The organism is Allobrachymonas denitrificans DSM 15123 (assembly GCF_900110225.1).
GTDB lineage: Bacteria > Pseudomonadota > Gammaproteobacteria > Burkholderiales > Burkholderiaceae_C > Brachymonas > Brachymonas denitrificans.
Genome location: NZ_FOCW01000012.1, coordinates 17,401 through 39,220 on the forward strand (window position 1 = coordinate 17,401; position 21,820 = coordinate 39,220).

Below are 21,820 nucleotides of genomic sequence, written 5' to 3' on the forward strand. Positions count from 1 at the left end.
GTTCAGCGCGTCAGTCGCGCATCAGCGCCTCGATCTCGTCCGGCTCCACCGGCACGCCGCGCGTGATCAGCTCGCAGCCGTCGGCAGTCACGATGGCATCATCCTCGATGCGGATGCCGATATTCCAGAACGCCTCCGGCACATCGTCCGCCGGGCGGATGTAGAGCCCCGGCTCGATGGTGGTGACCATGCCCGGCTGCAGGATGCGGCTGGGGCGTTCCAGCACGGTCTTGCCGCTGAGAGGATCACGCCGCTCCACCGCCTGATCGGCCTCGGACGGTTCCACATAGCTGCCGCAGTCATGCACATCCATGCCCAGCCAGTGGCCGGTGCGGTGCATGTAGAAGCGGTGGTAGGCGCGCTGCGCGATCACGTCCTGCGCATTGCCGACCTTGCCTCCATCCAGCAGGCCCAGATCCAGCAGGCCCTGCGCCAGCACGGCCACGGTGGCTTCGTGCGGATCATTGAAGCGGGCGCCGGCGCGCGTGGCGGCGATGGCCGCTTTCTGCGAGGCCAGCACCAGTTCGTATACGGCACGCTGCGGCCCGGTGAAGCGGCCATCGGCCGGGAAGGTGCGCGTGATGTCGCTGGCGTAGCCATCGAGTTCACAGCCGGCATCGATCAGCACCAGTTCGCCCGCCCGCAGCGGTGCGGTATCGGCCCGATAGTGCAGCACGCAGGCGTTGGCGCCGGCCGCCACGATGCTGGTATAGGCCGGGTATTGCGAGCCATGCCAGCGGAAGGCGTGCAGCAGCTCGGCCTCCAGATGGTATTCGCGCGCATCCATGCCGCTGCGCAGCAGGCGGGCGCTGGCCTGCATAGCGCGCACATGGGCTTCGACGCTGATCTGTGCGGCGCGGCGCATGGTGTCCAGTTCGCCAGCGTCCTTGATCAGGCGCATCTCGTCGAGCAGGGCGCAGGCATCGAGCTGGCGCGTGGGCACCAATGCACCCTGGCGCACGCGGGCGCGCAGGCTGTCCAGCCAGCCGGCCACGCGGCCCTCGAAGCCGGCGTGGGTGGCGAAGGGGTAGGCCACGCTGTCGGCGCCATCGAGCAGGCCCGGCAGTTCCGCGTCGATCTGCGCGCTGCTGAGGGCGGCCTCCACACCCAGCGCGGCAGGCGCCGCTTCCGGGCCCAGACGGTAGCCGTCCCAGATTTCGCGTTCCAGATCCTTGGGCTGGCAGAACAGCGTGGCATGCGGGCGAGACTGGGCATCGGTGCGCAGCACCAGCGTGGCGCCCGGCTCGGCAAAGCCGGTCAGGTAGAAGAAGTAGCTGTCATGCCGGTACGGAAAATCGCTGTCGCGGTTGCGGGACCGCTCGGAGGCAGTGGGAATCACGGCCACGGCATTCGGCCCCAGCAGGGCAGCGAAGCGTGCGCGGCGTTGCGCGTGGAAGGAGAAGTCGGTCATGGGGTCGGCATCGCGGAAAAAATCACGGCGCAGGTTGCGCGGCAGGCCCCATTGTCACCCGTGCCGGCGCGTTCTGCAGCGGAGCGTGTCATGCGGCACGAGAGTGGGCAAAGTTCACACTTTTCGCCGGATTTTCGGGAGGGGTGGTACGATGGACCGACAAGATCCGTGGCGGGCAGGCAATTGGTGCCCGTTTTTTCCCTCATGACCGCTTCCGGGAGACTCTCATGAAAGAAACCTCGCAACGCCTCGCCCCGACCACCATCGCCCTGCACTGGATCGTCGGCCTGTTTTTCATCGTGCTGCTTGCGGTGGGTTTCTACATGGAGCGAAACGAGGTGTACGCGCTCTATCCGCTGCACAAGTCCTTCGGGGCGATCGTGTTCGTGCTGGCCATCCTGCGCCTGCTGTGGCGCCTGGGCAAGGGCTTTCCGCCGGCGGCCTCCAACTACGCGGCCTGGGAGCGCGGTCTGGCGCGCATCGTGCAGTGGGTGCTGCTGATCGGCACCATCCTGTTCCCGCTGTCAGGCCTCGTCATGTCGGCCATGGGCGGTAACGGCATTGCAGTGTTTGGTGTCGAACTGTTTCCGATGAACCCCGATCCCGCCAATCCCGGCAAGAATATGCCCATCGACAAGGCCATGGCCGGCAACGCCCGCGCCATGCACGGCCTGCTGCTGTGGGTGATGTTGGGCGCACTGGCGCTGCATGTGGCTGGCGCCCTCAAGCACCACCTGCTCGACGGTGACGGCACGCTGCGCCGCATGCTGGGCCGCACCCTGTAAACGGAATGCCATCGGCTGGCATTCCTGCAAGCGAAAGGATTGCCATGCTGATGACCCGACTCCCCTCCACCCTGAAATGGCTGACCTGCGCCGGTGTGTTGGCGCTGGCCGGCTGCAGCGCGCCGGCTCCCCAGCCGATCCAGCCTGCTCCGCTGCCGGGCTCGCCCACCGGGACGGTGCCCGACCTTCCTCGCGTCGACAGCTGCAACGCCACGGCCGCCTCGGTGGAAGTGCTGGGCAAGGTGTCCAGCCCGCAGATCGAGCAACAGGCCATGCGGCTGGCGGGCGCTACCACGGTGCGCACCCTGCTGGAGGGACAACCGGTGACCATGGAGTACGCCTACGGGCGCCTGAACCTCATCGTCAACCGGCAGAACGTGATCACCCTGGTGCGCTGCGGTTGAGCGGCGTAGCTGGGCACATGCCGCTCACAGCGTCCGGTGTCGGGCTTGTCAGAGCGGCGTGGCGTTGAGTTCTGCCAGACGCTCAGGTGTGCCTACATCGGTCCAGCGGCCGGTGTAGAGGCTGCCGGTGACCAGACCCTGTGCCATGGCGGCCCGCAGCAAGGGCGCCAGCGGGGCGGCCGTGCCCTGCGGATTGCCGTGCGGAATGCTGCACCACGGCTGCGCAAACAGCGCATGGCGGAACAGCCCGATGGTGCTGTAGGTGTAGCGGGGCAGGGCTGTGTCATCAGCTACGGTGGCGTGCAGCAGTCCATCCGCCGCCAGCGCAAAATCGCCGCGCGGATTGTGAGCCGGATTCGGCACCAGCCACAGGTGGGCCAGCGCGCCGGAGGCCAGGAAACGGGCGCGCGCTTCGGCGTCGAACACGAAATCCGGCGCATACACATCGCCTGCCGCCAGCCAGAAGCCTTCTTCCAGTCGGGGCAGCGCGCGCGCGATGCCGCCAGCCGTCTCCAGCGCGTAGCCGAAGTCGATTTCTTCTTCCGAATAATCCAGCTGTGTGGCCGGCAGGCCGCCATCATGGGCATACATCGCGCCGAAGCGCGCCGGGATCTGTTCCCCCAGCCAGCCGGTGTTGACCAGCACCCGCTCCACCCCCTGCGCGGCCAGCGCGCGCATCGGCCATTCGAGCAGCGGGCGGCCATGCACCTGCAGCAGCGGCTTGGGCGTGGCATCGGTGAGCGGGCGCATGCGGTTGCCGCGGCCGGCGGCCAGCAGCATGGCCTGGGCGGCCGCAGGAGAGGGGTTCGGGGACGACATGCCGCGATTGTAATGAGGCCTATGTGACACAATCGCGCCCGCTGCAAGACGTCACCGGCGTCAGGGAAACTCCGCAGCACGGCGAGGGAGGCTAAAATAATGGGTCTTTACCCCCTCCCACTCCCTTCCGGAGCCAGCCAATGACCTCCTCCGTACCGGCCGCCACCCTGGCCAATGCCATTCGTGCACTCGCCATGGACGCCGTGCAGCAGGCCAATTCCGGCCACCCCGGCGCGCCCATGGGCATGGCCGACATGGCAGTCGCCCTGTGGGGCCAGCACCTGCGCCACAACCCCGTGGATCCCAAGTGGCACAACCGTGACCGCTTCGTGCTCTCCAACGGGCACGCCTCCATGCTGATCTACGCGCTGCTGCACCTGACCGGCTACGAGCTGCCGATCGAGGAGCTGAAGAACTTCCGCCAGCTGCACAGCAAGACCGCCGGCCACCCCGAAGTGGGCATTACCCCCGGCGTGGAAACCACCACCGGCCCGCTGGGCCAGGGCGTGACCAATGCCGTGGGCATGGCGCTGGCCGAGAAGTTGCTGGCTGCCGAATTCAACCGCAAGGGCCACAGCATCGTCGACCACCACACCTATGTGTTCCTGGGCGACGGCTGCCTGATGGAAGGCATCAGCCACGAGGCCTGCGCCTTGGCTGGCGCCTGGAAGCTGAACAAGCTGATCGCGCTGTATGACGACAACGGCATCAGTATCGATGGCAAGGTCGCTCCCTGGTTCATCGACAACACCGCGCAGCGCTTCCAGGCCTACGACTGGAACGTGATCGGCCCGGTGGACGGCCATGATGCCGCCGCCGTCTCCGCCGCCATTGCCGAGGCGAAGAAGAGTCAGAGCAAGCCGACGATGATCATCTGCAAGACCCACATCGGCAAGGGCAGCCCGAACCGCGTGGATACCGCCAAGGCCCACGGCGAGCCGCTGGGTGCCGCCGAGATCGCCCTGACGCGCGAGGCGCTGGGCTGGGAACATGCCCCCTTCGAGATTCCGGCCGATGTGTACGCCGGCTGGGACGCCAAGGCCGCCGGCCAGAAGGCCCAGGCCGAGTGGGACAAGGCCTTTGCCGCCTACGCCAACGCCTACCCGGTGCTGGCGGCCGAATTCCTGCGCCGCATGAACGGCCAGCTGCCTGACAGCTTTGCCCAGCTCGCCATCGACACGGCCGTGACGGCCAACGAAAAGGCCGAGACCGTGGCCAGCCGCAAGGCCAGCCAGCTGGCACTGGAAGCCTTCACGGCTGCCATGCCCGAACTGCTAGGCGGCTCTGCCGACCTGACCGGTTCCAACCTGACCAACACCTCGTTCACGAACCCGATGCGCTTCGAGGACGATGGCAGCGTGGTGCTGCCGCCGCTGGACATGGCGCGCGACGAGCATTTCGCCCGCGACAACAGCGGCCTGGGCAAGGAAGACGAAGCCACGACCACCACGGCGCCGCAGCTGCCCGCCATCCAGGTCAAGGCCGATGACGCGCCGCTGTCCCTGCGCTTCCACATCAACTACGGTGTGCGCGAGTTCGGCATGGCCGCCATCATGAACGGCGTGGCGCTGCACGGCGGCTACATCCCCTACGCCGGCACCTTCCTCACCTTCAGCGACTACAGCCGCAACGCCATCCGCATGGCCGCGCTGATGAAGCAGCGCGTGGTGCACGTGTTCACGCACGACTCCATCGGCCTGGGCGAGGACGGTCCGACGCACCAGTCCATCGAGCATGCTGCCAGCCTGCGCCTGATCCCGAACCTGGACGTCTGGCGCCCCTGCGACACGGCCGAGACCGTGGTGGCCTGGGCCAGCGCGCTGCAGAATCGTGAGCGCCCCACGGCACTGCTGCTGAGCCGCCAGAACCTGCCGTATGCCAAGAAGGAAGACGCCAGCATCATCCACAAGGGCGCCTATGTGCTGTCCGAGGCGGCAGGCGGCAAGCCGCAGGCGGTCATCATCGCCACCGGCAGCGAGGTGCAGCTGGCGCTGGCTGCGCAGCAGCAGCTGGCCGAGAAGAAGATCAATGTACGCGTGGTGTCCATGCCCAGCACCACCGCTTTCGACCGCCAGGATGCCGAGTACAAGGCGAGCGTGCTGCCCGCCGGCGTGCCGCGCATTGCGGTCGAGATGGGCGTGAGCGACTTCTGGTGGAAGTACGGCTGCGCTGCAGTGGTGGGCATCGACACCTACGGGGAGTCGGCTCCTGCCGGTGTGCTGTTCAAGCACTTCGGTTTCACGGCCGAGAACGTGGCTGCCACCGTGCAGGCCGCGCTCAAGGCGTAATCGGTTTTCAGAGTTTCAAGTTCCTAGGAGAAATCACATGGCAATCAAGGTAGGCATCAACGGCTTCGGCCGCATCGGTCGTTGCGTATTCCGCGCAGCCGTTGAAAACTTCGGCAACGACATCGAGATCGTTGGCATCAATGACCTGCTGGAGCCCGACTACCTGGCCTACATGCTGAAGTACGACAGCGTGCACGGCCGCTTCAAGGGCGACGTGGCCGTGGACGGCAACAACCTGGTGGTGAACGGCAAGACCATCCGCCTGACCGCCGAGAAGGATCCGGCCAACCTGAAGTGGGGTGAAGTCGGTGCCGACGTGGTGATCGAATCCACCGGCCTGTTCCTGACCAAGGAAACCGCCCAGAAGCACATCGACGCCGGCGCCAAGAAGGTGATCATGTCCGCTCCGTCCAAGGACGACACCCCGATGTTCGTGCATGGCGTGAACTGCGGCAGCTACGCTGGCCAGGCCATCATCTCCAACGCGTCCTGCACCACCAACTGCCTGGCGCCCATCGCCAAGGTGCTGAACGACAAGTGGGGCATCAAGCGCGGCCTGATGACCACCGTGCACGCTGCCACCGCCACGCAGAAGACCGTGGACGGCCCGTCCAACAAGGACTGGCGCGGCGGCCGCGGCATCCTGGAAAACATCATCCCCTCCAGCACCGGCGCTGCCAAGGCTGTGGGCGTGGTGCTGCCCGAACTGAAGGGCAAGCTGACTGGCATGTCCTTCCGTGTGCCGACGTCCGACGTGTCCGTGGTTGACCTGACCGTGGAACTGGACAAGCCCGCCACCTACGAAGAAGTCTGCGCCGAAATGAAGGCCCAGTCCGAAGGCAAGATGAAGGGCGTTCTGGGCTACACCGAAGAGAAGGTCGTGGCGACCGACTTCCGCGGCGACGCACGCACCTCCATCTTCGACGCCGAAGCCGGCATCGCCCTGGACGGCACCTTCATGAAGGTCGTGTCCTGGTACGACAACGAGTGGGGCTACTCCAACAAGTGCCTGGAGATGGTCAAGGTCGTGAACGCCAAGTAAGCGTTTTCCTGATCCGCTGAAGAACCGGCCTTGCGCAAGCAGGCCGGTTTTTTCATGCGCCGGTGGCTACACTGGAGGGAACACAAAAGCAACGGAGCAACACCATGAAAATCGCCGCCATCCAGATGGTTTCCGGAACCCTTGTGGACGACAACCTGGTCGTCGCGCAGCGCCTGCTGGAGCAGGCTGCGGCCCAGGGGGCAGAGCTGGTGGCGCTGCCGGAATACTTCTGCCTGATGGGACAGAAGGACGAGGACAAGCTGGGCATTGCCGAGGCGCCAGGCGACGGCCCGCTGCAGCGCTTCCTGAGCGAACAGGCGCGTGCGCTGAACCTCTGGCTGGTGGGCGGCAGCATCCCGCTGCGCACCGCCGACGAGCGTCGCGTGACCAACACCCAACTGGTGTTCAACCCGCAGGGCGAGCAGGTGGCGCGCTACGACAAGATCCACCTGTTTGCCTTCTCGCGCGGCGCCGAGAGCTATGACGAATCGCGCGTGCAGCAGGGGGGTACCGAGCCCGTGACCTTCGATCTGCCCTCGCAGGATGGCCACACCTGGCGCATCGGCATGACGACCTGCTATGACCTGCGCTTTCCCGAGCTGTACCGCCAGTTGGGGGCCGATCTGCTGCTGGTGCCGAGCGCCTTCACCTTCACCACCGGCCAGTCGCACTGGGAAATCCTGCTGCGCGCCCGTGCCATCGAGAACTTGGCCTATGTGCTGGCGCCGGCGCAGGGCGGCGACCACGAGAATGGCCGCCGCACCTGGGGGCAGAGCATGGTGATCAACCCCTGGGGCAAGGTGCTGAACCAGCTGGCCGAGGGGGAGGGCGTGGTGGTGGCAGATTGCGACTGGGCGCTGATGCAGGAGATGCGGCAGCAGCTGCCGGCGTTGCAGCATCGGAAATTCCGCTGAGCGGCGCTGCGGGGCGTTCTTCGCCCCGGTTGCCAGCGAGGGGTGCGCTGCTTCAGGCGAGGCCGTGCTGCGCCTGGCATCCTCGCACTGAATGGCGATGCAGGCTTATTCGGTCACTTCCACCGGCACCCGCTGCGCCAGTGCGCACATCAGTTCGTAGCCCAGCGTTCCGGCACTGGCGGCGACTTCATCGATAGGCAGCACCTTGCCGCAGGAGGAGCGTCCCCACAGCGTCACTTCCGTGCCCACTCCCACGTCCAGATCCGCCGGGATGCCGGTGCTTTCGGTGCTCAGATCCACCGCCAGCATATCCATGCTCACCCGCCCCAGCGTCCGGCTGCGGTGCCCCGCCACCAGCACCGGTGTGCCAGTCGGCGCCACGCGCGGGTAGCCGTCGGCGTAACCGCAAGCGACAACGCCAATGCGCATCGGTCGCTCGGCAGTGAAAATCGCCCCATACCCCACCGAATCCCCCGGCTGCAGTTCCCGCACGCTGATCAGTTCGCTGCGCAGGCTCATGGTCGGCTGCAGATCCCAGTGTGCAATGCCGTACTCCGGAAAATCCGGGCTGCTGCCATACAGCGCAATCCCCGGCCGCACCCAGTCGGTCTGCTCCGCCAGCTGGGGGTGGCGCAACAGCGCCGCGCTGTTGCACACGCTGCGCTCGCCGGGCAGTTCGGCGGTAGCCGTCTGGAACACCTGCCACGCTGCGTCCAGACCCGGCACTGCCACGTCCGCCGTGGCGAAGTGCGTCATCAGCCCGATATCGTCCACCTGCGGCAGCGCCTGCAGCCGCGCATAGGCCGCACGCAGGCGCTCGGGCGCAAAGCCGAGGCGCTGCATGCCACTGTTCAGCTTGAGGAAGACCTTGTGCGGCTGCAGTGTCTTGTGGCCGGCCAGCATGTCCAGCTGCTCGTCGCTGTGGATGGTGTGCCAGAGCCCCAGGCGCGAGCACAGTTCCAGGTCGCGCGGATCGAACACGCCTTCCAGCAGCAGGATCGGCCCGCGCCAGCCCAGCGCGCGGATGCGTTCGGCCTCGGCCAGATCCAGCAAGGCGAAGCCGTCAGCGCCGCGTAGCCCTTCATAGGCGCGCTCGATGCCATGCCCGTAGGCATTGGCCTTGACCACCGCCCAGACCTTGCTCTCGCCCGCCGCCTGGCGGCAGCGCTGCAGGTTGTGGGTCAGGGCATCGGTATGGATCAGGGCTTGGATCGGACGGGGCATGACGGCAGGGAAGCAGAGGAAATGCTGCATTATCCGCCTGTGTCGCTTGTCATGGGAGCGTGCGTGATTTTCTGCACGGCGAGCCGATCTGCCATGCAAATAGGGGATACTATGGGCAGCCCCACAAGGGGATGGAGACACAGTTTCCGGCTGCGCTGCGCGCGGCCGGCAATCCGACACGCACGAGGTGCAGGCAGGACTGAGGTTGCCTTTGAGAGTTCAATTGACACACGGCAGGATGGAGCGGGCCCAGGCATGAAGCGCGGCTTCTACACCATCATGTCCGCGCAGTTCTTCAGTTCGCTGGCCGACAATGCGCTGTTCATCGGGGCGGTAGCGCTGCTCAAGAGCAGTGGCGCGCCCGACTGGCAGAAGGCCGCGCTGGTACCCATGTTCGCGCTGTTCTACGTGCTGCTGGCGCCGTTCGTGGGCGCCTTTGCCGATGCCCAGCCCAAGGGCCGCGTCATGTTCTACAGCAACGCCATCAAGGTGGTGGGCTGCCTGATGATGCTGTTCGGTTCGCACCCGCTGCTGGCCTACGCGGTGGTCGGCCTGGGCGCTGCCGCCTATTCCCCCGCCAAGTACGGCATCCTCACCGAGCTGCTGCCGCCCTCGCAACTGGTCAAGGCCAATGGCTGGATCGAAGGCCTGACGATTGCGTCCATCATTCTCGGTGTGCTGCTGGGCGGGCAACTGATTGCCCCCACGATTTCCTCCTTCCTGCTGGCCTTCGATTTCCCCTTCATCGACACCGGCGTCACCACGCCGCCGGATGCGGCCATCAGCGTGCTGGTGCTGATCTACGCCATCGCCGCCTGGATCAACACGCGCATTCCGCTCACCGGCGTGGCCATGCGGCCGCTGCCGCGCAACCTGTTCTCGCTGCTGCCCGATTTCCGCAGTTGCAACCGCCGCCTCTGGGATGACAAGCTGGGCCAGATCTCGCTGGCCACCACCACGCTGTTCTGGGGCGTGAGCGGCAACCTGCGTTACATCGTGCTGGCCTGGGCGGCGGCGGCGCTGGGCTATGGCGTGACGCAGGCTTCCAGTCTGGTCGGCGTGGTTGCCATCGGTACCGCTGCCGGTGCGGTGCTGGCCTCCATGCGCATGCGGCTGGACATGGCCCCCAGGGTAATGCCGCTGGGTATCGTGATGGGTCTGCTGGTGATCGCGCTGATCTTCGTGCGCGACCTGTGGGTGGCTGTGCCCTTCCTGATCGTGCTGGGCGCCATCGGCGGCTTCATGGTGGTGCCGATGAACGCACTGCTGCAGCACCGCGGCCACAACCTGATGGGGGCCGGCCGCTCCATCGCCGTGCAGAACTTCAACGAGCAGGCCTGTATCCTGGGCTTCGGCTTCCTCTACAGCCTCTCCACCAAATGGGGTCTGTCGGCCTTCGGTGCCATCACCGGCTTCGGCCTGATCGTGGCGGCCACCATGTGGCTGATCCAGCGCTGGTACCGCAGCAACCTGCAGCGCTATCCCAAGGAAGTGGAAGCACTGCTGACGCTGGCGCGCGAAGACAAGAGCCACAACCACCACTGACCTGCCGATGCTGCCGTGCCGCTCCGCACGGCCGAGTTCCTTCATGCGCCGCTCCTCCAGTCCCCTGCTGCCTTCCCTGGCCATTGCGCTCAATGCGCTGATCTGGGGCCTGTCCTGGTGGCCGCTGCACCAGCTGCAGGCGCGCGGCCTGCACCCGCTCTGGGCCACGGTGCTGATGTACTGCGTGCCGGTGCTGGCCATGCTGGCCTGGCGCCGTTGGCCGCTGCAGTGGCTGCGCACGCGCGCCGACCTGTGGTGGCTGATGCTGGCTGCGGGGCTGACCAACACCTGCTTCAACTGGGCCGTCACCATCGGCGACGTGATCCGCGTCGTGATCCTGTTCTACCTGATGCCGGTGTGGGCCGTGCTGCTGGCCTGGTGGTGGCTGGGAGAAAAGCCCACGCTGATGGCGGCGCTGCGCGTGGTCGTGGCGCTGGCGGGTGTCTCGCTGGTGATGCAGCCGGAAGGGGCTGACTGGACGCAATGGCGCTTTCCCTTGCCGTCCAGTCTGGCCGATGTGCTGGCCGTGCTCGGCGGGCTGTTCTTTGCCGCCACCAATGTGCTGCTCAACCGCACGGCCGACACGCCGCCGGAATCACGCGTCTATGCCATGTTCATTGGTGGTGTCGTGCTGGGCACGGCCACGGCCGCCGGTGCTTTGTCGGCCGGACTGCTGGGGGTCACGCCTATTCCGCCGCTGGCCTTTGGCTGGGCGGCGCTGGTAGTGGTGTTCAGTCTGGGCTTCATCGTCAGCAATGTGGCGCTGCAGTACGGCTCGGCGCGGCTGTCGGCGCACACCATGTCGCTCATCATGCTGCTGGAGGTGCTGTTTGCTGCGGTGTCGGCGGCCGCGCTCGGCACGGCACAACTCAACATGCAGGTGCTGGTGGGCGGCACGCTGGTGATGTCTGCCGCTTTGATGGCAGCGATCAGCAGCCACTGAAGCCGCACCCGGACCTCGCAACGGCGCAAGCCTGATGCCAGTGTTTACTCGGCGAGGGCGATCGGGGTGACAGTGTCCGTGTCGGCCAGGTCATGCGCGATGGCATGCAGGGCGCTGGCACTGTCCTTGTCTTCCAGCGTGAGCCACAGGGAGGTCAGCGCGCTTGCGATCACCACTACAAGGTACAGCAGCAGGGAAGAGAGGGAGGAAGAGCGTCGCGTTGTCATGGCGGCACCTCGCGCGGGCGGGTTGCAGGGCAGGGGACCCCTGCCGGTCAGGACAGCCGCATGCTGCCCTGAGTGCCATGATCGCAGTCGGAAAGGGAAGTTGGTGTCAGACGCAAGCGCATCCGCGCGTCATCAGGCCGCGGCCAGGCCGAGCAGCCAGGCGCTGGCGGTGGTGCGCAGGATCTTGCCAATGCGCGCGTCGAGCGCCTTGGTGGTGGGGGCAAATGCAAGTTTGTGGAATTTCATGGGGTCTCCGGATCGGTTCGTGCCACAACGCCGGTGGCTTGTTGGCCGGCATTGTATGAACTATGTGTGGCAATCCTGTGTCAGACAAACCCTGATATACGCACAATGATTTACAGATTCGCGGCTGCTCCCAGTGCCTGATCCAGCACCTCGATCCAGTGCCGCACCGGCGTGGGTGTGCCGGACTGCAGATGCGTGATGCAGCCGATGTTGGCCGAGACGATGACGTCGCCGCGCCCCTGCAGATGACCCAGCTTGCGGTCGCGCAGCTGCGTGGCCAGTTCGGGCTGGGTGACCGAATAGGTGCCGGCAGAGCCGCAGCACAGGTGCGCCTCACTGGCGGCACGCTGCAGCACGAAGCCGAGGCGCGGCAGCCAGGTTTCCACGGTGTCGCGCACGCGTTGTCCGTGCTGCAGGGTGCAGGGCGGGTGGTAGGCCAGCTGCCGGCCCTGGCCCAGACCGGCATGCCGCGGCAGCAGGGCCTCGCCAATCACGGGCAGCAGTTCGCTCAGGTCGCGCACCAGCGGTGCGATGCGCTCGGCCTTGCCGGCGTAGGTCGGATCGTGGCGCAGCACGTGGGCGCTTTCCTTCAGCATCAGGCCGCAGCCCGAGACATTGCTGACGATGGCTTCGACGCCCGGCTGTCCCTTGCTGCCTTCCACCAGCGGCCACCAGGCGTCGATCAGGGCGCGCAACTGTTCGCGTCCGCCGCTCTGGTCGTTCATGTGGAAACGTACGGCGCCGCAGCAGCCCTCTTGTGGTGCCAGCAGGGTCTGGATGCCTGCCGCATCGAGCACGCGGGCAGTGGCAGCATTGATGCCGGGTTGCATGGCCGGCTGCACGCAGTTGGCATGCAGCAGGATTCTGCGCGCATGGTGGCGCGTCGGCCAGCTGCCGGCCGCACTGCGTTCGGGCACCTTGGCACGCAGGGTTTCGGGCAGCAGTCCGCGCACGGCCTGGCCCACCCGCATGGCGGGAGAAAACAGGGGCGAGGGCAGGCCTTCCTTCAGCGTCCAGCGCAAGGCGCGCTCGGCGGCCGGGCGGGGCACGCGCTCGTCCACCAGCCGGCGGCCGATATCGACCAGATGGCCGTACTGCACGCCACTCGGGCAGGTGGTTTCGCAGTTGCGGCAGGTCAGGCAGCGGTCCAGATGCAGCTGGGTGGCGCGGGTCGGCGTCCTGCCTTCCAGCACCTGCTTCATCAGGTAGATGCGGCCGCGCGGGCCGTCCAGTTCATCACCGAGCAGCTGGTAGGTGGGGCAGGTGGCGTTGCAGAAGCCGCAGTGCACGCACTTGCGCAGCATGGCTTCCGCCTCGCGGCCTTCGGGCGTGTTGGCGAATTCGGGGGCAAGCGTGGTCTGCATGGCGTCAGCGGAACAGGGTGGTGAGCAGGGGAATCAGCAGCGAACCGAGCAGGGCCTGCAGGCCCAGGGCCAGCCCGGCGTAGGCACCGCCTTCGGCATTGACCTGCAGTGCGCGCGCCGTGCCGAAGCCATGCGCCTGGGTACCGAGCGCAAATCCCTGCACCGGCCAGTACTGTTCGCCCATCAGCCGGAATACATAGCTGCCCAGGATGGCGCCGATCAGGCCGGTGGTCAGCACGAAGATGGCCGCCAGTTCGGGAATGCCGTGAATGGATTGCGCAATGCCCATGGCGACCGGCGCGGTGATGGCCTTGGGGGCCAGTGACAGCAGCACCGAGGGCGGCAGGCCGAGCAGCCAGCCCAGCGCAATGGCCGAACCGGAACCCACGGCACCGCCGATCACGGCGGCCAGCAGCAGCGGGCGGGCATGGCGTGCCAGCACCTGGCGGCGCACCCACAGCGGCCAGGCCAGCGCCACCACGGCCGGGCCGAGCAGGAAGTGGATGAACTGCGCGCCGGAAAAATAGCGCGGATACGGGGTGCCGGTGAGCAGCAACAGCGTCACCAGTGTGACCACCGACCACAGCACCGGATTGGCCCAGGGGTTGTAGTTGAGGCGGGCATAGAGGGTGACGGCCAGGATGTAGGCCGACAGCGTGGCCGCCAGCCCGAACAGCGGAGTGCTGGAGAGGTAGGTGAAGAAGGCGACGAAATCAGCCACGGCCGTTCTCCTCCTGCGCATCAGCAGGCACGCGCAGCAGCAGGCGCAGCACCCAGGCAGTGGCGGCCAGACCGAGCACGGTGGACAGCAGCAGCACCAGCGCAATGCGGGCCCCATACTCCTGCAGCAGCGGCAACTGGCTTACCACGCCCACGCTGATGGGCACAAACAGCAGCGAGAGGTGTGACAGCAGAAACTCCGAGCAGGCCTGCACCGGCTCGCGCAGGGGCTTCCAGGCCAGGCAGGGCAGCAGCAGGATCATGCCGATCACCGGAGCCGGCAGCGACAGGTGCAGCAGGCGCGCGATCATCTCGCCGGCGCCCTGCAGCAGCAACAGGATGGTGAAGCCTTGCAGGCCTTGCATGACGTCTCCTCAGAAAGGCTGTCCGCCGGCAAACACGCCGTGCGGATCGAAAGCCTGCTTGAGCTGGTGATGGATGCGCTGCAGCACGTCCGGCAGGGGGGCATGGCGCGTGCAATCCTGAGCGGCCTCCTGCGCCGGCAGCTGCCACAGCATGGCGTGGCCGCCGACAGAGGCGGCCAGGGCATGCATGGAGGCGGCAGTGGCCGCATCGCAGGGCGCCCATAGCCAGCGCTGCCCGCCGTGCCACTCGACCAGAGTCGGCCAGGGCAGGTCAAAGGCGGGCGTCACCTGAGGTACGGACAGGCGCCACAGCCCGTGCCCGGAGGCTGGGGTCCGGGTGAAAAAGTCCAGGCGCTGGTCACGGCAGGCCGTCCAGCCGGCCACCGCTTCCGCTTGATCCGGCAGCGTGGCAGCGTGGTTGCTGGTCATCATCTGTACCGCGGCATCGACGGCCGCCCGGGCACCGCGCAGGCGCAGATGCAGCAGCGGCCCCTCTGCGTGCTGCTGCCAGCGGCTGGCATGGAGGGGCAGGGGCTGCGCGCCCCAGTTGTGCAGCAGGTCCAGCGCGGCCTGCTGGGGCAGCGCAAATTGCAGCGTGGCCTCTGCGGGCGCCACCGGCAGCACCTTGAGGGAGATTTCCGTCAATACCGCCAGATTGCCCCAGGAACCAGCAAGCAGGCGGCTGATGTCGTAGCCGGCCACGTTTTTCATCACCTGGCCGCCGAACGTGAGGGGCTCGCCCTTGCCGTTGAGGGCCTGCACGCCCAGCACGAAATCGCGCAGTGCGCCGGCGCTGGCGCGGGCCGGGCCGCTCAGGCCGCTGGCCACGGCTCCCCCCAGGGTGCCGCTTGTGCTGCCTTCTGCGCTCAGGCGCGGCGGTTCGAACGCCAGCGCCTGACCGAGTTCCGCGAGTGCGGCTTCCACTTCGGCCAGGGGCGTTCCGGCGCGGGCGGTCAGCACCAGTTCGCCGGGTTCATGGCTGAGGATGCCGCAGCAGGCGCGGGTGTCGAGCACGGCGGCATCGGCCGTTGCCGTGCACAGGCCATTCTTGCTGCCTCCGCCGCGAATGCGCAGGCGGCTGCGGTCGGCCACGGCTGCGAGGATGGAGTCGCGCAGTGCGTTGAGGGAGGGGTCGGGAAGATGCGCCATGCCGCAATGCTAAGCCAGAGCGGCAGGGGCGGTGTGCAGCGCCGCCGTGAATTTTTCAGACAGCGCCTGTGAGCGGAACTCAGCGGGGCTTGTTCGGGCAGTCGGGCTTGCGGCAGTGGGCGTACAGGCTCAGCGCGTGGTCGGACAGCTCGTAGCCGCGTTCCTGCGCGATGGCGTTCTGGCGCTGTTCGATCTTGGGATCGAAGAATTCCTCGACATGGCCGCAGTCCAGGCAGACCAGGTGGTCATGGTGCTCGCCCTGGTTCAACTCGTACACCGCCTTGCCGTTGTCGAAGCTGTTGCGGCTCAGCAGGCCGGCCTGCTCGAATTGCGTGAGCACCCGATAGACGGTGGCCAGGCCGATGTCGGAGCCTTCCAGCATCAACTGGCGGAACACGTCCTCGGCGCTCATGTGGCGCTGTTCGGTGGTCTGGAAGATCTCCAGGATCTTCAGGCGCGGCCCGGTGGCTTTCAGGCCCGTGCTCTTGATTTCTTCGATGTTGTCCATGCAAACCGCTGCGAATGTTCGGAACTGGCGAAATGCCGGCGGAGGGAGCGGCAAAATGCTGTAACAGCAGCATGCCTGCGCCCCGGGGCGCACCCGCTACAATGTTCCGCAGGCCGGATCGCCATCATATTACTTTCCTTCAGGACGCATGACCATGCCCGCTCAAAACCCTGCACGCCTTCCCCGCCGCTGGCTCACCGCTGCTTCCGCATTCGCGCTGAGCACGGCCCTGCTGGCAGGGTGCGCTGTCTACAAACCCGAAGTGCTGCAGGGCAACTTCGTTTCGCGCGAGCAGGTTTCCGCGCTGCAGCCCGGCATGAGCCGCGACCAGGTGCGCCAGGTGCTGGGCACGCCGCTGCTCACCGACATGTTCCGCTCCAACCGCTGGGATTACGTGTTCACCGCGCAGCACCGCAAGGGCGTCGAGCCGCAGAAATACGCCGTGGCCGTGTTCTTCGAGGGCGACGCGCTGGCGCGCATCGAAGGTGCCGAAGACCTGCCGAGTGAAACCGAATTCGTCGAGCGCATGAGCGACGGCAAGGTCTACAAGCCCCGCAACCTCGAGGCGTCGCCCGAGAAGCTGCAGAGCTTCACCGACAGCCAGAAGGCCAAGGCCAAGCCGCAGCCTGAACTGCCTGAAGCGCCCTCCACCACCAGCTACCCGGCCCTGCCGCAGTAAACATTCCCACCGGCTGGCCAGGCCAGCCGTTTCTTCTTGCATTCCATGACTTCTTCCGATTCCTCCTCTCCCGTGGCGGCGGTTCCGCATCGCATTGCCGTGGCCGGCGCCAGCGGCCGTATGGGCCACATGCTGATCGAGGCCGTGCAGGCGGCTGACGATTGCGAGCTGAGTGGCGCGCTTGATCACAACAGCTCGGCCGCGCTCGGGCTGGACGCCAGCGCCTTCACCGGCAAGGCCGCCAATGTCCGCATCACGGCCGATCTGGCGCAGGGGCTGCAGGGCGCCGATGTCCTGATCGACTTCACCCGCCCGGAAGGCACCATGGTGCACCTGCAGGCCTGCCGTGCGGCCAAGGTGAACCTGGTGATCGGCACCACCGGCTTCAGCGCGGAGCAGAAGGCGCAGATCGAGGAAGCTGCGAAGGACATTGCCATCGTGTTCGCGCCCAACATGAGCGTGGGCGTCAACGTTACGCTCAAGCTGCTGGAGATGGCGGCGAAGGCGCTGTCCACCGGCTACGACATCGAGGTGATCGAGGCGCACCACCGCCACAAGGTGGATGCGCCCAGCGGCACCGCGCTCAAGATGGGCGAGGTGATCGCCGAAGCCATCGGCCGCGACCTGAAGGAATGCGCCGTGTACGAGCGCTACGGCCACACCGGCGAGCGCGACCCGTCCACCATCGGCTTTTCCACCATCCGCGGTGGCGACATCGTGGGCGACCATACCGTGCTGTTTGCCGGCACGGGCGAGCGCATCGAGATCACGCACAAGTCCAGCAACCGCGCCGGCTATGCCCAGGGCAGCCTGCGCGCCGTGCGCTTCCTCGCCGGCAAGACCAGCGGCCTGTACGACATGTTCGACGTGCTGGGCCTGGAAAAGACGGGTGCAGCGGGATGAATCTGGCCACTCTCTGGGCACAGAGCGACGGGCTTGGCCGCGGCGTGATGCTGCTGTTGCTGGCGATGTCGGTGCTGACCTGGATGGTGATTGTCTACAAGGCCTGGCTGCTGGCGCGGGCGCGGCGCAGCATTGAAGGCGGTCTGGCGGGCTACTGGCGTGCAGCCGATTCTGCTGGCGCAGAACAGGCATTGCAACAGGCTGATCGCCTGCATCTGCTGTGGCCGCTGCATGGGGCACTTGGGGCGTTGCCGGAGCAGCCTGGGGTGCGATCGGGGACTGATGGAGTTCAGGCCCCCTCGGCGGCCCGTCAGGCGCATCTGACGCGCCTGTTGCGCGACGGCCTGCAGCAGTCGACACGCCAGCTGCAATGGGGCCAGATCCTGCTGGCCACCGTGGGTTCCACAGCGCCCTTTGTCGGCCTGCTGGGCACGGTCTGGGGCATCTACCACGCGCTCACCGGCCTGACCGGCGGCGGCGCCATCAGCATCGACCAGGTGGCCGGCCCGGTGGGCGAGGCGCTGATCATGACGGCCTTTGGTCTGATGGTGGCGATTCCTGCCGTGGTGGCCTACAACATCTTCGGCCGGCTGATCGGCGCGCTGGTGGAGCGGCTGGACGGCTTTGCGCATGACCTGCTGGCGCTGCATGGCGGCAGCGGTTCGCAGGCAGCCTGAGCGCTCGCCACGGAGCCACGCATGTCCTTGGGCCGCTTTGATACCTCCAGCCGCGACAAGCCGATGAGCGAGATCAACATGACGCCGCTGGTCGACGTCATGCTGGTGCTGGTGGCCATCCTGATCATCACGGCCCCCTTGCTGGCCAGCCGCATTGCGCTGGATCTGCCCAAGGCCGATGGCGCGACGCAGGCGCAGCCGCAAACCCAGGCCTTGCGCATCGCCCTGCAGGCGGACGGGGCGCTCTTCCTCGATGATCAGCCGGTGAGCCGGGAGGCGTTGACGCAGCGCCTGCAGCAGACAGCACAGGCCAACTCCGAGACGGAAGTGCAGCTGCGCGCCGATGCTGCCGTACCTTACGGGCAGGTGGTGCAGATCATGGGTCTTGCACAACAGGCCGGTCTCAACAAGATCGGCTTCGTTGCGCTGCAGCCGGAGAAATAGGCGCTGCCTGACGCGGCCACCTATACGCTGACCATCCCCGAGACACTCCCATGGATGCCTGGATCCCACGCCCTGCGCTGAGCTTCGCGCTGCTGCTGGTCTGCAGCAATGTGTTCATGACTTTTGCCTGGTATGCGCACCTGAAGGAGCTGGCAGCGCGCCCCTGGTATGTGGCGGCCATTGTCAGTTGGGGCATTGCGCTGTTTGAATACCTGCTGCAGGTGCCGGGCAACCGCATCGGCTACACGGTGTTCAGTCTGGGGCAACTGAAGGTGATGCAGGAAGTCATCACACTGGCGGTGTTCGTACCCTTTGCCGTTTTCTACATGAAGGAGCCGCTCAAGCTCGACTATCTGTGGGCGGCCCTGTGCCTGGTGGGCGCGGTGTATTTCATGTTCCGGGGCAACTGAACCGGAGAATGGCCTGCAAAGCCGCGAACCGTGCGGCTTTGCAGTGCTTGCAGCGATCTGGCTCAGGCCGCCTGCAATGCCTCCGGCTCCGGGAAGCCGTTGCGCCCCGGAAAATCGGGCGAATGCGCACGCGCATTGGGCATTTCCAGCCACAGGCGCAGCAGCTTGCGGCGCTGCGCCGGATCGTCATGGTCGACGAAGCCGGTGCGCGAGTGCAGCACGGCATTGTTGTTGGCCAGTTGCAGGTCGCCCGGCTCCATCATCATGTCCAGACGGTTGGCCGGGTCGTGCAGCACGGAGTCGAACACGTCCAGTGCCTCGATCTCCACACGCGACAGCGGCAGGCCCATGATCTCGTGGCCCAGTTCGATGTACTGGCGCAGGTAGCGGCAGCTCAGCTTGCCTTCGTGGAAGCTGAACAGGGCGGTCAGGGCCGGATCGGGCTGGCACAGGTGCGCCATGTACCAGCGCTTGTAGTACAGGCCCAGGTACTCGCGATGCTGCTCCAGGATCTGGTTGTAGACCGCTGCGGTGCTGACCAGGCTGGACAGGCCGCCCTCGCTGGCCTTGCGCACGCACATCAGGCCGACCACGTCCGAGGGATCGGTGTGGTAGGGCAGGTAGAGGTTGGTTTCGTAGACGCGGGTGTGCTTGTCGTTGATGTCGCCGACGGCAGCCACATTGCCCAGCAGGTCGCCCTTGGGGTTCTGGCGCACCGGGCGGCCCAGGTGCAGGCCGATGCCGTAGGTCAGGATCTGGAAGTCCTCATCGCTGTAGCGCTCGGCCGGCAGGCCGCGCACCAGCAGAAAGCCCAGCCCGTTTTCCAGTTCTTCGGACCAGCGGTTCAGTTCAGCAGCCAGCGATTCGATCGGAAAGTCGGTCTTGCCGAAGCAGGGGAAGCTCAGGCCGCGGGCCTTGACGCTGGCCAGTGCCGCGTCGAGCGTGGCAATGGCGTCGGGCGACAGGCGATAGATCCAGGCGTCGCTGTTGGCCAGATCGGCAGCTTTCCAGGCGGACGGGCCGGTGATGGGTTGGGTGAGGATAAGGCTCATGGAATCTCCTGCAGCAATCCATTGCGCCGCGCACGGCACAGGGGCTTGCGATGTTTGTTTCCGTTGCAGGTGCACTGGCACCCTGGGTTCAACCGGAAATTATGCCTCTATCAGACACCTGTACGCCAGCGCTTGCACATTCTTCTTATAGGTGAGCGGTGGCGACATCCACGCTATTGTGCGGCTGGACGCTGGACGCTGGACGCTGGACGCTGGACGCTGGACGCTGGACGCTGGACGCTGGACGCTGGACGCTGGACGCTGGACGGCTGGCGTGCGCCGGCCCGCTCAGGCTTGCTGCTCGGCACCGGGTGGCTCGCCCACGCGCCGCGCCGGCTCCCGCATCAGCACGAACTCTTCCGCCGCGCTCGGATGCAGCGCAATGGTGCGGTCGAAATCAGCCTTGGTGGCGCCACAGCTCAGCGCCACGGCCAGACTCTGGATGATTTCGGGTGCATCGGCGCCGATCATGTGCAGGCCCAGCACCTTGCCGGTGTTGGCATCGGCCAGCAGCTTCATGTAGCTGCGATTGTTGCCGTCGACGAAGGCATCCTTCATGGGGCGGAAGTCGCTCACGTAGACATCCACCGGCCCCTGCTTCGCTGCCTCTTCCTCGGTCAGGCCGACGGTGCCGATGGGTGGCAGGGTGAACACGGCGCTGGCCACCAGGCTGTGATCGATCTGGCGCGGTGTGCCGCCGAACTCGGTTTCGGCAAAGGCGCGGCCTTCGGCAATGGCGACCGGCGTCAGGTTGACCCGGTCCGTCACGTCGCCCACGGCCCAGATGTGGTCGACCGAAGTCTTGCTGAAGGCGTCGACCTCGATCGCCCCCTTCTTGTTGAGTTGCACGCCGACGGAATCCAGGCCCAGGCCTTCCACGTTCGGATGGCGGCCGGTGGCGTTCAGCGCGGCGCTGGCGCGCACGGTGCTGCCATCGGCGCGGTGCAGCACAAAACCTTCGGCATCACGTTCCAGGCGCTCCAGGCCTACGCCCTGATGCAGCGTGACTCCGGCCTGCTGCAGCGCACCAGCCACGCGCACGCGCAGGTCGTGGTCGAAGCCGCGCAGCGGCAGTTCGTTGCGGTAGGCCAGATGCACCTGCGCCCCCAGGCGCGCCATGATGCTGGCAAACTCCAGCGCGATGAAGCCACCGCCAATCACCAGCAGGCTGTCGGGCACCGTCTGCAGATCCAGCAGTGCTGTGGAGTCCATGGCATGTTCCAGTCCCGGAATGGCATGGCTGGACGGCGCGCCGCCGGCCGCGATCAGGATGCGCTCGGCCGTATGGCGCTGGCCGTTGATCTCCACCGTGTGCGGCGCCACGATGCGGGCATGGCCGCGCACCAGTTCCACCTTGGCATTGGCCAGCATGGTGCCGTAGATATTCTCCAGCCGGTCGATTTCCTTGGCCTTGGTGGCGGCCCAGCGGCCCATGTCGAAGCGGGCTTCGCCAAAATCCCAGCCGTAGCCGCGCGCATCCTGCAGGCTGTCGGCAAAGCCGGCGGCGTACATCATCAGCTTCTTGGGCACGCAACCGCGGATCACGCAGGTGCCGCCGACGCGGCTGGCTTCGGCAATCAGCACGCGCGCGCCCAGGGCGGCCGAACGGCGGGATGCCGCAACGCCGCCGGAGCCGGCGCCAATGGTAATCAGGTCGTAGTCGTAGTGCATAAGGGTGTCGCGGGGCCGTGCAAGGCCAAA

General features: G+C 66.5%; 23 protein-coding genes. 12 read left to right on the forward strand and 11 right to left on the reverse strand.

From position 1 onward, the window contains the following. Positions 1-10: 10 nt before the first annotated feature. Positions 11-1,411 carry an aminopeptidase P N-terminal domain-containing protein gene (locus BMW28_RS12015; RefSeq protein WP_091818277.1) on the reverse strand — a complete coding sequence of 467 codons (1,401 nt, stop codon included), beginning with the start codon at positions 1,409-1,411 and terminating at the stop codon, positions 11-13. 227 nt (positions 1,412-1,638) lie between these two features. Between BMW28_RS12015 and BMW28_RS12020 the strand changes: the two genes are divergently transcribed. Then, on the forward strand, positions 1,639-2,196 hold the full coding sequence (locus tag BMW28_RS12020) for a cytochrome b (protein WP_234970141.1): 558 nt from the start codon (positions 1,639-1,641) through the stop codon (positions 2,194-2,196). A 50-nt stretch (positions 2,197-2,246) separates the two neighbouring features. Beyond that, complete coding sequence (locus BMW28_RS12025; protein ID WP_091818324.1) at positions 2,247-2,600, forward strand: I78 family peptidase inhibitor; 354 nt, start codon at positions 2,247-2,249, stop codon at positions 2,598-2,600. A 48-nt stretch (positions 2,601-2,648) separates the two neighbouring features. Here BMW28_RS12025 and BMW28_RS12030 read toward each other — a convergent pair whose 3' ends face one another. Further along, on the reverse strand, positions 2,649-3,419 hold the full coding sequence (locus BMW28_RS12030) for a nucleotidyltransferase family protein (protein WP_234970142.1): 771 nt from the start codon (positions 3,417-3,419) through the stop codon (positions 2,649-2,651). 140 nt (positions 3,420-3,559) lie between these two features. Between BMW28_RS12030 and BMW28_RS12035 the strand changes: the two genes are divergently transcribed. The 3 genes from BMW28_RS12035 to BMW28_RS12045 all read left to right on the forward strand — a co-directional run bounded on the left by BMW28_RS12035 (position 3,560) and on the right by BMW28_RS12045 (position 7,663). Then, positions 3,560-5,707 carry a transketolase family protein gene (locus BMW28_RS12035; RefSeq protein ID WP_091818281.1) on the forward strand — a complete coding sequence of 716 codons (2,148 nt, stop codon included), beginning with the start codon at positions 3,560-3,562 and terminating at the stop codon, positions 5,705-5,707. 37 nt (positions 5,708-5,744) lie between these two features. Continuing rightward, a complete protein-coding gene (gene gap / locus BMW28_RS12040) occupies positions 5,745-6,749 on the forward strand; it encodes a type I glyceraldehyde-3-phosphate dehydrogenase (RefSeq protein ID WP_091818283.1) in 1,005 nt (334 codons plus the stop codon). A 104-nt stretch (positions 6,750-6,853) separates the two neighbouring features. Next, positions 6,854-7,663, forward strand: a complete 810-nt coding sequence (locus BMW28_RS12045) for a carbon-nitrogen hydrolase family protein (protein ID WP_091818285.1) — start codon at positions 6,854-6,856, stop codon at positions 7,661-7,663. Between the two features lie 105 nt (positions 7,664-7,768). Here BMW28_RS12045 and alr read toward each other — a convergent pair whose 3' ends face one another. After that, the gene (gene alr / locus BMW28_RS12050) at positions 7,769-8,887 is read right to left on the reverse strand and encodes an alanine racemase (protein WP_091818287.1); all 1,119 of its coding nucleotides are present in this window, start codon (positions 8,885-8,887) and stop codon (positions 7,769-7,771) included. A gap of 255 nt (positions 8,888-9,142) precedes the next feature. On the opposite strand from alr, the gene lplT reads away from it, so the two are divergent. Beyond that, positions 9,143-10,432 carry a lysophospholipid transporter LplT gene (lplT, locus tag BMW28_RS12055; protein ID WP_091818289.1) on the forward strand — a complete coding sequence of 430 codons (1,290 nt, stop codon included), beginning with the start codon at positions 9,143-9,145 and terminating at the stop codon, positions 10,430-10,432. Positions 10,433-10,475: 43 nt separating this feature from the next. Beyond that, on the forward strand, positions 10,476-11,375 hold the full coding sequence (locus BMW28_RS12060; protein WP_091818291.1) for a DMT family transporter: 900 nt from the start codon (positions 10,476-10,478) through the stop codon (positions 11,373-11,375). A gap of 44 nt (positions 11,376-11,419) precedes the next feature. Here BMW28_RS12060 and BMW28_RS12830 read toward each other — a convergent pair whose 3' ends face one another. From BMW28_RS12830 to fur, 6 genes are all read right to left on the reverse strand, one after another. Then, complete coding sequence (locus BMW28_RS12830) at positions 11,420-11,602, reverse strand: hypothetical protein (protein ID WP_143280601.1); 183 nt, start codon at positions 11,600-11,602, stop codon at positions 11,420-11,422. A 356-nt stretch (positions 11,603-11,958) separates the two neighbouring features. After that, on the reverse strand, positions 11,959-13,212 hold the full coding sequence (gene glcF, locus BMW28_RS12065; protein ID WP_091818293.1) for a glycolate oxidase subunit GlcF: 1,254 nt from the start codon (positions 13,210-13,212) through the stop codon (positions 11,959-11,961). A gap of 4 nt (positions 13,213-13,216) precedes the next feature. Beyond that, positions 13,217-13,933 carry an LrgB family protein gene (locus BMW28_RS12070; RefSeq protein ID WP_091818295.1) on the reverse strand — a complete coding sequence of 239 codons (717 nt, stop codon included), beginning with the start codon at positions 13,931-13,933 and terminating at the stop codon, positions 13,217-13,219. Then, a complete protein-coding gene (locus tag BMW28_RS12075; RefSeq protein WP_091818296.1) occupies positions 13,926-14,297 on the reverse strand; it encodes a CidA/LrgA family protein in 372 nt (123 codons plus the stop codon). Before BMW28_RS12075 ends, BMW28_RS12070 begins: the two co-directional genes overlap by 8 nt. Positions 14,298-14,306: 9 nt before the next feature. After that, the gene (gene glcE / locus BMW28_RS12080) at positions 14,307-15,446 is read right to left on the reverse strand and encodes a glycolate oxidase subunit GlcE (RefSeq protein WP_091818299.1); all 1,140 of its coding nucleotides are present in this window, start codon (positions 15,444-15,446) and stop codon (positions 14,307-14,309) included. Positions 15,447-15,525: 79 nt separating this feature from the next. Next, a complete protein-coding gene (gene fur / locus BMW28_RS12085) occupies positions 15,526-15,954 on the reverse strand; it encodes a ferric iron uptake transcriptional regulator (RefSeq protein WP_091818301.1) in 429 nt (142 codons plus the stop codon). Positions 15,955-16,108: 154 nt separating this feature from the next. On the opposite strand from fur, the gene BMW28_RS12090 reads away from it, so the two are divergent. From BMW28_RS12090 to BMW28_RS12110, 5 genes are read left to right on the forward strand one after another with little or no spacing between them, the layout of a single operon-like run. Continuing rightward, positions 16,109-16,633 carry an outer membrane protein assembly factor BamE gene (locus BMW28_RS12090; protein WP_091818325.1) on the forward strand — a complete coding sequence of 175 codons (525 nt, stop codon included), beginning with the start codon at positions 16,109-16,111 and terminating at the stop codon, positions 16,631-16,633. Positions 16,634-16,678: 45 nt separating this feature from the next. Further along, on the forward strand, positions 16,679-17,536 hold the full coding sequence (dapB, locus tag BMW28_RS12095) for a 4-hydroxy-tetrahydrodipicolinate reductase (protein ID WP_091818303.1): 858 nt from the start codon (positions 16,679-16,681) through the stop codon (positions 17,534-17,536). Next, positions 17,533-18,213 carry a MotA/TolQ/ExbB proton channel family protein gene (locus tag BMW28_RS12100; RefSeq protein ID WP_091818305.1) on the forward strand — a complete coding sequence of 227 codons (681 nt, stop codon included), beginning with the start codon at positions 17,533-17,535 and terminating at the stop codon, positions 18,211-18,213. Before dapB ends, BMW28_RS12100 begins: the two co-directional genes overlap by 4 nt. A gap of 21 nt (positions 18,214-18,234) precedes the next feature. Beyond that, positions 18,235-18,657: an ExbD/TolR family protein gene (locus tag BMW28_RS12105; RefSeq protein ID WP_091818307.1), complete on the forward strand. Its 423-nt coding sequence runs from the start codon at positions 18,235-18,237 to the stop codon at positions 18,655-18,657. A 50-nt stretch (positions 18,658-18,707) separates the two neighbouring features. Continuing rightward, positions 18,708-19,067 carry a DMT family protein gene (locus tag BMW28_RS12110; RefSeq protein ID WP_091818309.1) on the forward strand — a complete coding sequence of 120 codons (360 nt, stop codon included), beginning with the start codon at positions 18,708-18,710 and terminating at the stop codon, positions 19,065-19,067. Between the two features lie 62 nt (positions 19,068-19,129). On the opposite strand, the gene BMW28_RS12115 is transcribed toward BMW28_RS12110, so the two are convergent. Next, positions 19,130-20,119: a TauD/TfdA family dioxygenase gene (locus BMW28_RS12115; protein WP_091818311.1), complete on the reverse strand. Its 990-nt coding sequence runs from the start codon at positions 20,117-20,119 to the stop codon at positions 19,130-19,132. A gap of 288 nt (positions 20,120-20,407) precedes the next feature. After that, positions 20,408-21,790 carry a glutathione-disulfide reductase gene (gene gorA, locus BMW28_RS12120; protein WP_091818312.1) on the reverse strand — a complete coding sequence of 461 codons (1,383 nt, stop codon included), beginning with the start codon at positions 21,788-21,790 and terminating at the stop codon, positions 20,408-20,410. Positions 21,791-21,820 lie beyond the last annotated feature (30 nt).

Bases quoted from the DNA above. Each gene is read 5' to 3' on its own strand.
- glcF (WP_091818293.1), bottom strand. From the start codon at position 13,212: ATGCAGACCACGCTTGCCCCCGAATTCGCCAACACGCCCGAAGGCCGC.
- BMW28_RS12025 (WP_091818324.1), top strand. From the start codon at position 2,247: ATGACCCGACTCCCCTCCACCCTGAAATGGCTGACCTGCGCCGGTGTG.
- glcE (WP_091818299.1), bottom strand. From the start codon at position 15,446: ATGGCGCATCTTCCCGACCCCTCCCTCAACGCACTGCGCGACTCCATC.
- lplT (WP_091818289.1), top strand. From the start codon at position 9,143: ATGAAGCGCGGCTTCTACACCATCATGTCCGCGCAGTTCTTCAGTTCG.
- BMW28_RS12015 (WP_091818277.1), bottom strand. From the start codon at position 1,411: ATGACCGACTTCTCCTTCCACGCGCAACGCCGCGCACGCTTCGCTGCC.
- BMW28_RS12110 (WP_091818309.1), top strand. From the start codon at position 18,708: ATGGATGCCTGGATCCCACGCCCTGCGCTGAGCTTCGCGCTGCTGCTG.
- alr (WP_091818287.1), bottom strand. From the start codon at position 8,887: ATGCCCCGTCCGATCCAAGCCCTGATCCATACCGATGCCCTGACCCAC.
- BMW28_RS12100 (WP_091818305.1), top strand. From the start codon at position 17,533: ATGAATCTGGCCACTCTCTGGGCACAGAGCGACGGGCTTGGCCGCGGC.
- BMW28_RS12830 (WP_143280601.1), bottom strand. From the start codon at position 11,602: ATGACAACGCGACGCTCTTCCTCCCTCTCTTCCCTGCTGCTGTACCTT.
- BMW28_RS12045 (WP_091818285.1), top strand. From the start codon at position 6,854: ATGAAAATCGCCGCCATCCAGATGGTTTCCGGAACCCTTGTGGACGAC.
- gap (WP_091818283.1), top strand. From the start codon at position 5,745: ATGGCAATCAAGGTAGGCATCAACGGCTTCGGCCGCATCGGTCGTTGC.
- BMW28_RS12075 (WP_091818296.1), bottom strand. From the start codon at position 14,297: ATGCAAGGCCTGCAAGGCTTCACCATCCTGTTGCTGCTGCAGGGCGCC.
- BMW28_RS12020 (WP_234970141.1), top strand. From the start codon at position 1,639: ATGAAAGAAACCTCGCAACGCCTCGCCCCGACCACCATCGCCCTGCAC.
- BMW28_RS12090 (WP_091818325.1), top strand. From the start codon at position 16,109: ATGCCCGCTCAAAACCCTGCACGCCTTCCCCGCCGCTGGCTCACCGCT.
- fur (WP_091818301.1), bottom strand. From the start codon at position 15,954: ATGGACAACATCGAAGAAATCAAGAGCACGGGCCTGAAAGCCACCGGG.
- BMW28_RS12060 (WP_091818291.1), top strand. From the start codon at position 10,476: ATGCGCCGCTCCTCCAGTCCCCTGCTGCCTTCCCTGGCCATTGCGCTC.
- gorA (WP_091818312.1), bottom strand. From the start codon at position 21,790: ATGCACTACGACTACGACCTGATTACCATTGGCGCCGGCTCCGGCGGC.
- BMW28_RS12035 (WP_091818281.1), top strand. From the start codon at position 3,560: ATGACCTCCTCCGTACCGGCCGCCACCCTGGCCAATGCCATTCGTGCA.
- dapB (WP_091818303.1), top strand. From the start codon at position 16,679: ATGACTTCTTCCGATTCCTCCTCTCCCGTGGCGGCGGTTCCGCATCGC.
- BMW28_RS12030 (WP_234970142.1), bottom strand. From the start codon at position 3,419: ATGTCGTCCCCGAACCCCTCTCCTGCGGCCGCCCAGGCCATGCTGCTG.
- BMW28_RS12105 (WP_091818307.1), top strand. From the start codon at position 18,235: ATGTCCTTGGGCCGCTTTGATACCTCCAGCCGCGACAAGCCGATGAGC.
- BMW28_RS12115 (WP_091818311.1), bottom strand. From the start codon at position 20,119: ATGAGCCTTATCCTCACCCAACCCATCACCGGCCCGTCCGCCTGGAAA.